The 12674-nt window shown below is 57.8% G+C and carries 15 protein-coding genes; 8 read left to right on the top strand and 7 right to left on the bottom strand.

Features of this window, described 5'->3' with window-relative positions; translation table 11 throughout:
* Positions 1–56: 56 nt before the first annotated feature.
* Both ATI02_RS26295 and ppnP read left to right on the top strand, forming a co-directional pair.
* A complete protein-coding gene (locus ATI02_RS26295; protein WP_100847781.1) occupies positions 57–599 on the top strand; it encodes a 3'-5' exonuclease in 543 nt (180 codons plus the stop codon).
* Positions 600–670: 71 nt separating this feature from the next.
* On the top strand, positions 671–955 hold the full coding sequence (gene ppnP, locus ATI02_RS26290; RefSeq protein WP_095189603.1) for a pyrimidine/purine nucleoside phosphorylase: 285 nt from the start codon (positions 671–673) through the stop codon (positions 953–955).
* A 73-nt stretch (positions 956–1028) separates the two neighbouring features.
* Here the strand turns inward: ppnP and ATI02_RS26285 are convergent, their stop codons facing one another.
* On the bottom strand, positions 1029–1835 hold the full coding sequence (locus tag ATI02_RS26285; RefSeq protein WP_095189602.1) for an MOSC domain-containing protein: 807 nt from the start codon (positions 1833–1835) through the stop codon (positions 1029–1031).
* A 190-nt stretch (positions 1836–2025) separates the two neighbouring features.
* The gene (locus tag ATI02_RS26280) at positions 2026–2961 is read right to left on the bottom strand and encodes a chemotaxis protein CheV (RefSeq protein ID WP_064391361.1); all 936 of its coding nucleotides are present in this window, start codon (positions 2959–2961) and stop codon (positions 2026–2028) included.
* A gap of 454 nt (positions 2962–3415) precedes the next feature.
* Here ATI02_RS26280 and ATI02_RS26275 point away from each other — a divergent pair, with 454 nt between their 5' ends.
* The 3 genes from ATI02_RS26275 (at position 3416) to ATI02_RS26265 (ending at position 5925) form a co-directional block, all read left to right on the top strand.
* Positions 3416–3886, top strand: a complete 471-nt coding sequence (locus ATI02_RS26275) for a chemotaxis protein CheA (RefSeq protein ID WP_100847780.1) — start codon at positions 3416–3418, stop codon at positions 3884–3886.
* A gap of 489 nt (positions 3887–4375) precedes the next feature.
* Positions 4376–5269, top strand: a complete 894-nt coding sequence (locus ATI02_RS26270; RefSeq protein ID WP_100847779.1) for a sensor histidine kinase — start codon at positions 4376–4378, stop codon at positions 5267–5269.
* Entirely contained in the window at positions 5266–5925 is a 660-nt protein-coding gene (locus ATI02_RS26265; protein ID WP_095189599.1) for a response regulator, read from the top strand. The genes ATI02_RS26270 and ATI02_RS26265 overlap by 4 nt, the downstream gene beginning before the upstream one ends.
* Here ATI02_RS26265 and yegS read toward each other — a convergent pair.
* Positions 5909–6826 carry a lipid kinase YegS gene (yegS, locus tag ATI02_RS26260; RefSeq protein ID WP_100847778.1) on the bottom strand — a complete coding sequence of 306 codons (918 nt, stop codon included), beginning with the start codon at positions 6824–6826 and terminating at the stop codon, positions 5909–5911. The two genes, ATI02_RS26265 and yegS, sit on opposite strands and share 17 nt — an antisense overlap.
* 317 nt (positions 6827–7143) lie before the next feature.
* On the opposite strand from yegS, the gene ATI02_RS32415 reads away from it, so the two are divergent.
* Positions 7144–7452 (top strand): hypothetical protein, encoded by a 309-nt coding sequence (locus ATI02_RS32415; protein ID WP_170947265.1) that lies wholly within the window; start codon positions 7144–7146, stop codon positions 7450–7452.
* Positions 7453–7512: 60 nt separating this feature from the next.
* Here ATI02_RS32415 and ATI02_RS26250 read toward each other — a convergent pair whose 3' ends face one another.
* Both ATI02_RS26250 and moaB read right to left on the bottom strand, forming a co-directional pair.
* On the bottom strand, positions 7513–8739 hold the full coding sequence (locus tag ATI02_RS26250; protein ID WP_095189596.1) for a molybdopterin molybdotransferase MoeA: 1227 nt from the start codon (positions 8737–8739) through the stop codon (positions 7513–7515).
* Entirely contained in the window at positions 8723–9262 is a 540-nt protein-coding gene (moaB, locus tag ATI02_RS26245; protein WP_095189595.1) for a molybdenum cofactor biosynthesis protein B, read from the bottom strand. The genes ATI02_RS26250 and moaB overlap by 17 nt, the downstream gene beginning before the upstream one ends.
* A gap of 82 nt (positions 9263–9344) precedes the next feature.
* On the opposite strand from moaB, the gene mobA reads away from it, so the two are divergent.
* Together mobA and ATI02_RS26235 are read left to right on the top strand one after the other, a co-directional pair.
* Entirely contained in the window at positions 9345–9947 is a 603-nt protein-coding gene (mobA, locus tag ATI02_RS26240) for a molybdenum cofactor guanylyltransferase MobA (protein ID WP_095189594.1), read from the top strand.
* Positions 9948–10025: 78 nt separating this feature from the next.
* Positions 10026–10247: a YgdI/YgdR family lipoprotein gene (locus tag ATI02_RS26235; protein WP_008088233.1), complete on the top strand. Its 222-nt coding sequence runs from the start codon at positions 10026–10028 to the stop codon at positions 10245–10247.
* A 52-nt stretch (positions 10248–10299) separates the two neighbouring features.
* On the opposite strand, the gene ATI02_RS26230 is transcribed toward ATI02_RS26235, so the two are convergent.
* Together ATI02_RS26230 and ATI02_RS26225 are read right to left on the bottom strand one after the other, a co-directional pair.
* Positions 10300–11631: an IS4 family transposase gene (locus ATI02_RS26230; protein WP_100845381.1), complete on the bottom strand. Its 1332-nt coding sequence runs from the start codon at positions 11629–11631 to the stop codon at positions 10300–10302.
* Between the two features lie 129 nt (positions 11632–11760).
* Entirely contained in the window at positions 11761–12651 is an 891-nt protein-coding gene (locus tag ATI02_RS26225; RefSeq protein ID WP_100847777.1) for a pseudouridine synthase, read from the bottom strand.
* Between the last annotated feature and the right edge of the window lie 23 nt (positions 12652–12674).

The following is a 12674-nucleotide window of genomic DNA, read 5'->3' as shown; positions in this document are numbered from 1 at the left end:
CGCCAGGATTTGACTACGCTCTGATCTATCAGGACGCGGAAATCAGGAACCCTGCGATGCCCCACTGGCTGGTCATAGATCTGGAAGCCACCACCGATGAGGGTGGCTGGCCGGTCACAGAGATGGAAATTATCGAGATCGGCGCCACGCTGGTCGACCGTGCCGGGCGCGAACAGGATCACTTCCAACGCTTCGTCAAACCGACGCGGAGGCCGTTGCTCACGCCCTTCTGTCGCGAGCTCACGCACATCACCCAGGCCAATATCGACACAGCGCAACCCTTGACGGACGTCTGGCCAGCCTTCGAGCGCTGGCTCGGCCAGCATCAGACACGCCTCGAAGGCTGGGCCAGTTGGGGCGATTACGATCGCAAACAGTTACTGCAGGAATGGCAGCGGCTGCAACTCGACAGCGTGTTGAGTCGGGTGCCACACATGAACCTCAAGCAACGCTTCGCCAAAGCCCGGCGCCTGGAGCGGCCGCTGGGGCTCAACGGCGCGTTGCAACTGGCCGGCATGCAGTTCAGTGGCCAGCAACATCGGGCGCTGGAAGATGCGCGCAACACTGCGCGATTGCTACCGCTGGTTCTGCCGCTTTAGGGGCGTGACGGCGCTAAACGCCTTGTGCATACTGGCCGCCCCACTTTTTAGCCCTTTTCGAGGAATCGCCCATGTTTAAAGTCAACGAGTACTTCGACGGCACCGTCAAGTCGATCGCCTTTGGCACCGCTGAAGGTCCGGCGACCATCGGCGTCATGGCCCCGGGCGAATACGAATTCGGCACTGCCCAGCGTGAAATCATGCACGTGGTATCCGGTGCTCTGACCGTCAAACTGCCAGACAGCAGCGACTGGGAAACCTTCGTCGCCGGCAGCCAGTTCAACGTACCGGCCAACAGCAAGTTCCAGCTGAAAGTCGCGGTCGACACCGCTTACCTGTGCGAGTACCGCGGTTAATCCGCGGCTTTCGCAGCACAATAAAAAATGCCCGTGTTTAAAAACACGGGCATTTTTTTGCCTCGTTAACGGGTTACTCGAGAATCTCCACCGGCATCCCGACCACAAGTCGACCATTGCTGTCATTCACCAGATTCTGCCCGAACATCGCACCATCAGCCTGCGCACGCGTCTTTTGCAGCGTGGCCAGCGGTTCGCGATCAGCACTGCGCTCGCCGGTATGCGGGTCGATGGTGGTGAGTATGCAACGCGAGCAAGACTTGACCACGCGGAACTCGACCTCGCCGATACGAATGCGTTTCCAGCTGTCTTCGGCATACGCGTCACTGCCTTCGATGACCAGATTCGGTCGAAAGCGCAGCATTTCCAGCGGCCGTCCAACCTGTTGTGACAAGTGTTGCAGCGATGCTTCACCGATCAACAACAATGGAAAACCATCAGCGAAGGCAACCTGGTCGTCGTCCTTGCCGAAACCTGCCTGGGTCATCCGCGCGCGATCCAGCGGCACTTGCACCAGACGGGTCGGCTTACCGATGAAGTCGCTGACCCATTTCGCCGCCTCCTCGCCAGCGTCCGGCACCCGCAAGGTGTCACGCCAAATGGTCACGCCACGCAGTTCGGCGTCATTGCCCGGCAAGGCGATTTCGATCGACGCGTGTTCGGGCGCGCTCAGGACCAGTCCGCCGTGCGCATTCCACAGTGCCGACAACTGGCTCATCCTCGCCTCGGCGCGCTGAGTCAGGAAACGGCCGCTGGCTTCGTCCACGAGCATCCAGCGTCGATCGCCATCAAGGCCCAGCTTGTCCAGGCCGATTTCTTGCAGAACCTCGCCCTTGCCGGATTTCAACGGGTAACGATAAAGCGCGCTCAGACGCAGCATGGCCAACTCCCTGGTGGGCAAAAAAGGCCACCCTATACGAGCTTGATTGGCGAATCAAAGGCTGAGTCTGGATACTGCACGACACTGCAGGAGCTGCGGCACGCTGCGATCTTTTGATTTTGATCTTAACGATCAAAAGATCGCAGCCTCGTTTCACTCCACAGCGCCTACACAAGCGTTGGTGTTGTGATCAGGCCGGCACTTCGTCGAGCATCAGACGCTGACGCACAACGTCGACGAGCTTGTCCGGCTGGAATTTGGAGAGGAAGTTATCGCAGCCGACCTTCTTCACCATCGAGTCGTTGAAACTGCCGGACAGCGAAGTGTGCAGCACCACATAAAGACCCCGCAGACGCGGATCGTTACGAATTTCGGTGGTCAGACGGTAGCCGTCCATTTCCGGCATTTCCGCGTCGGTGAAGATCATCAGCAGTTTGTCGGTCATGTTCACGCCGGTGTCAGCCCAGGCCTTGAGCATGTTCAGCGCCTTCAGACCATCGCTGGCGATGTGCATTTTCACGCCGAGCTGGCCGAGGGTGTCGCGCAATTGCGAGAGGGCCACGTTGGAGTCGTCCACCAACAGCACTTCGCGGCCGCGGGCTCGCTCCAGCACCGGATCATCGAGCTTTTCGCGCGATACCTTGGCGTTGTACGGGACGATTTCGGCAAGCACTTTCTCGACGTCGATGATTTCCACCAACTGATCGTCGACCTTACTGATCGCCGTCAGGTAATGCTGACGTCCGGCGCTGGTCGGCGGCGGCAGAATGGCTTCCCAGTTCATGTTGACGATGCGGTCAACGCCGCCGACCAGGAAGGCCTGCACCGAACGGTTGTACTCAGTGACAATGATGGTGCTGTTGGGGCCCGGCACCAGCGGACGCATGCCGATGGCTTGGGACAAGTCGATCACCGGCAGGGTTTGCCCACGCAAGTTGACCACGCCGCAGACAAACGGGTGCCGCTGGGGCATCAGGGTCAACTTCGGCAGTTGCAGGACTTCCTGAACCTTGAACACGTTAATCGCGAACAATTGGCGCCCGGCCAGTCGAAACATGAGAATTTCCAGGCGATTCTCACCCACCAGTTGCGTGCGTTGGTCTACCGTGTCGAGAATGCCGGCCATCAATGACTCCTGGGCTTGTTCTGATGAATTCACTAACAGGGCTTATCGGCTGACAATGACGAATCTTGATCCCTGTAAAAATCACCATCAAAATGCCATAACCACCCATTGATGTCATATTAACATCATGCTTTACTGGCGCTGCGGATTTCATCTGCTACCTTTTTCTGCAGCGCGACCTCGGTTTGCGCCACAGGTTCCCGCGACTAAGGGATTCCCCTAGTCACAATCAGGCCCAACCTGATGTTCGCAATATCCAATAGCCATTAATGTGACGCCATTCTCATTGCATGAACGGAGTCAGGCTATTGTGTGTGATCGCAGTTCAGTGGAAACACATCCTCTTGAAACCCAAAACCTGTGCTCTTGCAGCTCAGGGCGCGATCTCTCGTCGGTTCATGATCGTCGGCACGCACGGCATTCCCTCATCAGACATGACGCGGTGGAGATAAGCATGCCGATCGATCGTAAAGACTGGGCACAACGCTTCCCCGAATTTCTTGTCGAGGCTGAAAGGCTCCTGGCCAAGTCCGAAGAATGCCTCAGTCACTTGCAGTTGATCAGCAACGACAAGGACGCCATCGACTGCATGCTCACCAGCCTCCTCAAGCTCGCCAGCAGGGCCGAAGCCTTGGCACTTGAGGCGGTTTGCGAGTTCTCCCTGCACATCCACAGCCTGCTCAACCACGCACCGGACTACGTCGACTTGCACGCTCAGGCGCTGGAGGCATTGCAGGACTGTTTCACGTTGATGGCTTGGCAGATTGAGCTGGTTGATCACACCACGGGGCAATTGAGCCTCGATAGCAGCGAGCAGAACGCCCTGATCGAGGCCTTCGCGTTTCAAGTCAGTCAGCGTCAGTTTCAACCCGCAGCTTCCAGCAAGTCCCTGCCGATCGCATCCTGGTCGGAGCGCCAGGCCTGAATCGACGTGTTTATTGCATCGCCAGGGTGCATAAACCATGGAACTGGATGTCGCATTTGAGTAGCCGCATACCTGCAAGCGACAATTCCAATTAAATACTCACACAAACAACACGCGGATTTTTCTCGCCGGCCTAAGGGTTTGCCTGTGTGCAACAACCCGACTTCAGGCAATATCGATATTCATCAAAGACAATAAAACGGCTGTTCTGCTTTATGGAACCCGCGTCCAGCAAGGCGTATTTCCTGACTCACTGGATATATATAGTGAGCGCGACCAACGGTATCTTAAGTGGTATTATGCCGCCCGCTAGTTGCCTTCATTAATGGCACCGTGATCTCAGTGACAGATCGCCAGCGAAGTTGGCGATTGACTATCGCTGACTGCACAGCGTTGAAATCAATAACATAATTGACAGCATTTTCAGACAGAGACCTGCCAGCCTCCGGACGGTCTACCCGCAGCGAACATCCATTGGCTCCATCCGTTATGTACGCCAGCCTCAAGTCACTCACTACATGGCCACCTTCCCGGGAAAACGCACGCCGGTTCACACTCATCCTGTGCGTCGTCGCAGCACTTGGCAGCCTGCTGACCTATGGTCTGTCTGCGCCACTTAGCCTGGGGCTGCTGCTGGTCAACATCGCTGCCACGGGGTGTGTCTGGGTGCAATATCGCTTATCACGCAAATCCATCAAGTTCCAGCCTCAGGAACTTGCTGACCGCTTGCTCGAAGTCCAGGAAAACGAACGCCACCGACTCAGCCGTGAACTGCACGATGACATAGGCCAGTTGCTGACGGCCGCCAAACTGCAAAGCGAATGGTTGAAAAGGCGTTTGCCGGAAGATTTGCAAGCGCAATGCTCCACACTCTGCGAAACGCTCGAAGAAACCTTGAACAAGGTCCGCGACGTTTCCGCCATTCTCAACCCGCGCCAATTGACCAGCCTTGGCCTGGAAGCCAGCCTGCGTGCACATTTGCTCAAGACACTGGCCAATACTTCAGTGCACTGGAGCCTCGATTGCCAGCAGCGCCTCAATGGCATTCCAGAAGAAATGGCGGTCGCCGCCTTTCGCATCGCCCAGGAGGCGGTCACCAATATCCTGCGCCATGCACAGGCGCGTAATCTGCTGATCCGCGTACAACGTCTACCGCAAGGCCTGACATTGCTAATCAGCGATGACGGGCTGGGATTCGCTCCGGCTGCCGATCCGGGACGCGAAGGACAACGGGGCATGGCCGGGATGGCCGAACGGGTCGAACAACTGGGCGGCACTTTGCTGGTCACCAGCGAACCGGGCAAAGGCACACAAATCGAAGCACTTTTCCCCTGGGCGCCCCGTGCACTCGAGCGGGCCAGTACGAATAAGGTTATGCGTTGACTTGTAACTTACTTCTGGTGGATGACCACTCGCTGATCAGGGCCGGCGTGCGCGCTCTGGTACTGGATATTCCCGGCTACGCGGTAATCGGCGAGGCCAGCGATGGCTCGCAGTTGCTCGAAATGGTCGAGCATCTGAACCCCGATATCGTGCTGCTGGATATTTCCATGAAGGAAACCGGCGGTCTGGAAGCCCTGCAACGGCTCAAGCGGGTACGTCCGCAGAGCAAGGTGCTGATCCTGTCGATGCACACAGACCCGGCGCTGATCATGCAGGCGCTGGAGTCTGGTGCCCATGGCTATCTGCTCAAGGACACCACCGCCACCGAACTTGAGCACGCGCTGGAAGCCTTACGCAACAATGAGCGTTATCTGAGCCCGGCGATCGCTCACACGGTGATCAACCAGGCCCTGATCCGCAACCAGAAGCAGCAGCCCGAAGTTGCCGACTCGCACAATCTGACGGCGCGCCAGCTGGAAATCCTGCGCCTGATCGTGCGTGGCAAATCCACCCGGGAAATCGCCAATGGTCTGGGTTTGAGCATCAAAACAGTCGAGACCCACCGCTCGCAGATCATGAAGCGTCTGCAGATCTACGATGTGGCAGGCCTGGTGCTGTTTGCGGTACGTGAGCAGATCATCAGTCTTGATGATTGACAGATGGCCTGCCGCTCAACAGTGGTGAGTTCGGCGGCAGGTGCACCTCTATCGCCGCTGAACGCGCCTCGAAGCGCATGCTTTCGCCCTCCAGCGGCTCGCCGTCAAGGTTGATGTACAGGCCCTCTGCGACCTTGATCTCGACCCACGGCAACCGGGCTCGGACAAACATGTTGTCGATCCCGAAGCCGTCGCTGAGCAGATTCTTCAGCGTGCCTACCAGCTCCTGCGGTGCCGGCAAGATACTGATGTCCAGGAGGCCGTCATCCACCAGCGCATTCGGACACAACACATGCCCTCCCCCGGCCTGGCGACCGTTACCGATGCCCAGCGCCAGCAGTTCCCCACACCAGTGGAAATCCGGCCCCTGCAACTCGCCATAGGCAGCATGCAATTCGCTGAAGCGGGATAGACCGGTAAACAGATAAGCCGCGCCGCCGAGGACTTTTTTCAGGTCCTCCGAGGTATTGGCCGTGACCTGACTGCCAAAGCCACCCGTGGCCATATTGAGAAAGATCTGCCCGCCCACCTCACCCAAGTCGATGGCAGAGGGCGGTGTATCCAGCAACGCCAAAGCCTCGGCGGGCTCCAGCGGAACACCCGCCGCGCGGGAAAAATCGTTGGCCGTGCCCAGCGGCAACAGCACCAGACTGGCTTTACGCGGGTGCTTGGCCAGCGCTTCGGCAATGTCACGCAAGGTGCCATCGCCGCCCCCGGCGATGATTCGCGTGAAGCCCTGCGCCAACGCTTCCTCCACCAGACGCTGGGCGTCCCCCGCCTCCCAGGTCAGCCTTACCGCCAACTCCCAGCCCTGCTCGCGCTTGCTTTCGACGGCAGCACGCACCGCTTCGTTGAGTGCCTGCTTGCCGTGCAGAATCAACAGCGCCCTGTGTTCACTCATAACGGTCACTCTCGCATTGAATGGGTATGAAACATCTTGACCATTACAGCTCAGAAAAAAGCCGCAAGAATCACAATTAATTCAAGCAGCTGGCTCGCTCGTCCTACAGGGCGGTATTTTTTCTTACAAAACAAGAGGAATCGGCTTAATTGACCTGACTATGCCAGTGGTTCACCGTGTGCCGGCGATATTGATCGCCAATCTGACAACACACAAGGATGTGAATGTAATGAGTGGATACACCTTCACGGTGCTCGACAGATCGAATGAGGGCTTCGGCCGCAAGTGTGGAATTGAACCAGCAGGCGGATGTTTTCATGCGAAGCCCTGAAGCCAGAAAACCAGTGAGTCCGGTAGCGCCTGTCGCCGAAGGTCGAGCCGCACCGAAAAATGATTTCAGACACAGCGCCAAAGCCACTGGAGAAATAGATATGGAACCGCGTTTCGCCGAGCTGGAAACCCACCTCAAGTACATTCGCCGGGATATGGACGAAGTCAGGACTGACGTCAAATCGATCAAGCACCGACTTGCCTATTCGGCAGGAGCTGCCGCCGTGGCTATGGGTCTGCTGGGATGGGTGGCCAACAGCCGGTTTGATCAGCTTGTCACACTGATCGGCCATTGATTGCCTTGAGTGCAGGGGCGGCTGTCATCAACCGCCGCCTGCGCTCTCCAGGCAAACTGCTCAGCCCAGCAGATCACTCAGCGGGATGAAGTTCACCAACTCTCCGGCCTCAAGCGTTTGCCCCTCCAGAACCTCTACCAGCCCGTCGGCCCAGGCGGCACTGCGCAGGACACCTGAACTTTGATTGCGGTAAATGATTGCCTGCCCTTGCTCCAGGCGTGCGCGCAAATATTCGCGTCTGTTACCGGCTTGAGGCCACGCGAAGCCGGCAGGCACAGGGAATTTCAACGGTTCAAGATCAGTGACGCCCTGGCGGCGCAGCAGATAGGGGCGGGCCAGCAGGGCGAAGGTCACCAGAGTCGACGCCGGATTGCCGGGCAAACCAATCACCGGCACACCGCGAAAGTGACCTACCGTCAACGGTTTCCCGGGTTTGATCGCCAGCTTCCACAGTGCGAGTTCACCCTCTTCGCGTAAGGCGATCCCGAGAAAGTCAGCTTCGCCGACAGAAACGCCACCCGTGGAAAGGATCAGGTCAACATCCTGCAACTCTCCCAGCCGTTCGCGGGTAATGGCCAGGTCATCGGGAAGAATCCCGGCATCGACCACGTCGCAACCGAGCCGTTGCAACCAGTTGCACAGCACGACTCGATTGCTGTTATAGATCTGCCCGGGCCCCAGGGTCTGGCCCGGCTCGACCAGTTCATCGCCGGTGGAAATCACCGCTACGCGAACCTTGCGCACTACATTCAGCCCGGCGCAGCCCAGCGATGCGGACAACCCCAACTCAATCGGGCCAAGCCGGGTCCCGGCCTGCAGAATCAACTCGCCGACGGTGGTTTCCTGGCCTTGCGCGCGGATGTTCTGTCCAACTGAAATGGCCTCTATGAAGCGCACGCGGCCATCGGCCTGGACCTCGGCGTTTTCCTGCATTTCTACACAGTCGGCACCGGAAGGCACGGGGGCCCCGGTGAAAATCCGCGCACACGTACCGGGTTTCAAAGGCTCGGGAGCCTGCCCGGCGAAGACTTTTTGAGTGACCGGCATCGGCTCACCGGTCCAGTCGGCCAGATGCAAGGCATAGCCATCCATTGCGCTGTTGGGCCAGGGTGGCAGATCGAGGGTCGAGATCAGATCATCAGCCAGCACCCGCCCTTGCGCCTGCGCCAGCGACAAATATTCATGCTCGACAATCGGCGATGCCTCAGCCATTTCCATCAGCCGCGCCAATGCTGCTTCAACAGGCATCAAGCTGCCGGTCTTGCCCGGCTTACCCACGGGATTCACAAGGCGCCGCCTGTTTCAGATGAGCCACGAAATTGCACGGACGGTGCCGAACATCCAGTTGCTCAGCCAGAATGCCATCCCAACCGGTGCGCACCGCATTGGTCGAACCCGGCAAGCAGCACACCAGCGTGCCATTGGCCAGACCGGCCAGCGCACGCGATTGCACGGTCGAGGTACCAATATCGGCGACCGAGATCTGACGGAACAACTCACCAAACCCGTCGACCTGTTTGTCGAGCAGGCAGGCGACAGCTTCCGGCGTACTGTCGCGACCGGTGAAACCGGTACCGCCGGTGATCAGCACGACCTGTACGACATCGTCGGCGATCCAGTTGGCGACTTGCGCGCGGATTTTGTAAAGGTCATCTTTAAGCAGCACCCGCTCTGCCAGACGGTGGCCGGCGGCCGTCAAGCGATCGACAAAGACCTGACCTGAAGTGTCGGTTTCGAAGGTTCGGGTATCACTGACAGTCAGTACCGCAATATTAAGCGGCACGAAAGGTACATCAGCCTTGGCTTTCATAGGCTCGTCCAGTTGTAGGAGAAACAGCTGGGTGTTATATCACAGCGCCTGATTATTTCGCCGCCCCTCAGGAGAAGCTGCCATGACCTCGATAACGCAACTGCCGCCCTGCTCCATCCTGCTTCTGGCAGGCGGACGCGGTCAACGCATGGGTGGTCAGGACAAAGGCCTGGTGGAGTGGCTGGGCGAGCCGCTGATTGCGCATTTACAACGCAAGACTCGTCCATTGACCGATGACTTGATCATCTCGTGTAATCGCAATCGCGAGCGCTATGCGCCCTTCGCCGATCAGTTGGTGGTGGACGATGAAGGCGACTTTCCCGGGCCGTTGGCGGGGATTCGCGCTGGCCTGAAAGCCGCGCGCCATTCGCACCTGCTGGTATTGCCATGCGATGTCCCGCGTGTCGATGAGGCGCTATTGCACACCATGCGTGAAACCGCCAATCAGCATCCTGACAAACCTTTAATGTTGCGCCACGACGAGCATTGGGAACCTTTGCTGTGCGTGATTCCGGTGGCCCTCCTGCCAGCATTCGAAACCGCCTGGAACGCTGGCGAACGCAGCCCTGGCCGGGTGATGCGCGAGCTCGGCGCCAAGGCCTTGCAGTGCCCTGACAACGACCCGCGACTGGCCAACCTCAACACCCCGGACCTGTTACATTCGCACAACACTGTGTCAGACTGACAGCCTTCAAGGAACTCTCACGCCTTGTATACGTCTCAAGCTCAGTAACCAAAAGATATTCCATTCGGAGACACACTCATGACTCAACGGACCCTCGCCACTCTCATGCTCGCACTGGGCCTGGCAACCCTCGCCGGTTGCTCCTCGCCGACAGTGATCACCTTGAATGATGGTCGCGAAATCCAGGCCGTCGACACCCCGAAATACGATGATGATTCGGGCTTCTACGAGTTCAAACAGCTGGACGGCAAAGAAACCCGCATCAACAAGGATCAGGTTCGCACTGTTAAAGAGCTGTAAGCTCCAGGTCGATACCCGATACAAGAAAGCCCGCATTCATGCGTAATGCTGTTCACTTAAGCGGAGCAGCCTTACGGTCCACCGGAAACCGGGTTTTTGAAATCTTCACCGTCCTTGGCCTCGAAGGCCTTGGGCGGTGATCCAGAAACAGCCCGCCAACGCCTTTTCTAAGTTCCGCCAACCGTCTACCCGTCGCTGAAACAGGATTGGCCGCTGCCATCACGATCAACTGCACGGCGATGTACTGGCAAGCCGGCTTGAAACGGATGTCCGACGGCGCTCGACCAAACGCGACTGCTGCCTGACTTGCCTCCCGACGAATCACGTTGTAAGCCAGCAACAACCCCCACACTTCCTGGTAGATCAGATCGACCTTTTTGCTGCGCAAGGTCATTGCGTTTTGCTGCATTGAGCTTTTGATATCCCTGAAGCCCAATTCGATTTCCCAGCGCTCCTGATAAAGCTTGGCAACAGACTTGGTGCTGTAGATCTTGGCCGGCAACGACGTCATGACTGTTTTTACTTTGCCTTGAATTTCATAACTGACTTCACGCGCCTCCCAGTGTGTAGGAAGAGTCGGATTTCGCTTTCTGGCTTGCGGCGAGACTTTCATGCGCACCAAACGGTCGTGCTGGTTGTAACGAGCTACCTCCTCGCAAACCAATCCCTTTTTTGCCGGAATCAGCCAATGACGGTGACTGCCGTCGCCGCTCAGGCTGAGCATGAGATCGGCGCTCCAGAACCCTTTATCGAACAACGTCACGGAGTGGTCGGGGATCTGCTGCAAAAACTCATCGGCCAGACGCATTTCGCTGCGTCGGTAAGGGCTAAGCTGTGCATCCAGGATCAGGTGTGAACGCACATTCATCAGCGCCACCAGGCGCAGCATGGGAAAGGGAGTCTGGCGGTCGGTCGAGGTGTTTCCAGAACCGAAATGGTCTCGCAACTCCGGCGTATCCGGCGTGCGCAGAAGCGCACCATCGACTGCAAATACTTGCAGATCCTGCCAGGCATCATCGGGATAGCGCTGCGCGCCCCATTGAGTACCCGTTTTGCGAAACAACCACTCAACCGGGTCGGCCCCCAGCCGCTTGCGGGCTTCGGTTACACCGCTACGGGCCAATAGATGGTCAGAAGCCAGACCTTGGGCGCAGATGTTCAAACGTCGGGCAACCTCATGAACCGGCTCGTCACGAAACAGTGCCATGCCGAGCACCAGCCAGAGCACTTGGTCGGCAGGCAAGCGACGCCGTCGGATAGTGGCCTGGCTGGACAGATCCAGCGCAGACGCGACCCACTCGATGGGAATATTTTGAGTGAATGTGCTCAAGTCACAGAAGTTGAAAAGGTCGCCGAGGTCGAGCAAGTCCTGTTGAACAGACATAAAAAATCCGATGCCAGAGATCTGACATCGGATTTTCGGAGAAGCCCGGCGAGGATTCAAATGCTTAAGTGAACAGCATTACGCATTCATGCGGGCTTTTTCATGGGCGCTCGAAAACACGCCTGGCGATCACCATTGCAAGGTAATACGACTTTCGAACTCGCGTTTTTCGCCTGTTACCGGGTCGATAAACCGCAGCCCTTGGGCCAATAGCTTCAGCGGCCTGGCATAGTCATCGACGACGTCTTTCAACGCATCCGGATAGAACGGGTCATTGCAGATACTGGCGCCCAACGCGGTCATGTGCACGCGCAATTGATGCTTCTTGCCAGTCACCGGGAACAGAGCATAGCGCCACAGATCGCCGTACTTCTCGCGAACCTCCACTGCCGTTTCGGTGTTGCTGACCCCCGGTGCTTCCTGCATCCGGAAAAACGGCTCGCCATCCACCAGACGGCTTTTGTGAACCAACGGAAAAGTCAGATCGGGCAAGGCTGGAGCAATCGCTTCGTAGCGTTTTTCGATTTGCCGCGTCGGGAACAACGACTGATAAGCGGAACGGGTTTGGGGGTTGGCCGAGAAGATCACCAGACCCGCCGTATGCCGATCGATCCGGTGCAAAGGCACCAGATGCGGATTGTCCAGACGGCGGATCAATCGGCGCAGCAGCGTTTGTTCGACATACTCGCCGGCAGGCGTCACCGGCAGAAAATGCGGTTTGTCGGCCACTACCAAGTGCTCGTCCGCATAGAGAATCGACTCGACCACCGGAATCGGCTTCTCGTCCGGCACCTCGCGAAAGTAATGAATGCGCAGACCTTCCCTGTAGGGCAAGTCCACCGGGATCGGCTGGCCGTTGCCGTCCAGCACCCGCCCCCGAGCAATCCGATCCAGCCATTGCTCGCGCCCGATGGCACTGAAGTGCTCGCACAGGCAATCGAGGACAGTCGACCAGGTACCCGGCGGCAGATATAGGGTACTGGCCTGATTCTGTGCAGCAGAAAATGTTGACGTGGACATACGAAAATACAAACCCTCAAGGC

The sequence above is a fragment of the Pseudomonas baetica genome, assembly GCF_002813455.1.
Lineage (GTDB): Bacteria > Pseudomonadota > Gammaproteobacteria > Pseudomonadales > Pseudomonadaceae > Aquipseudomonas > Aquipseudomonas baetica.
Note: the sequence above shows the minus strand (reverse complement) of the source record. Positions and strands in the feature narration are given on the sequence as shown.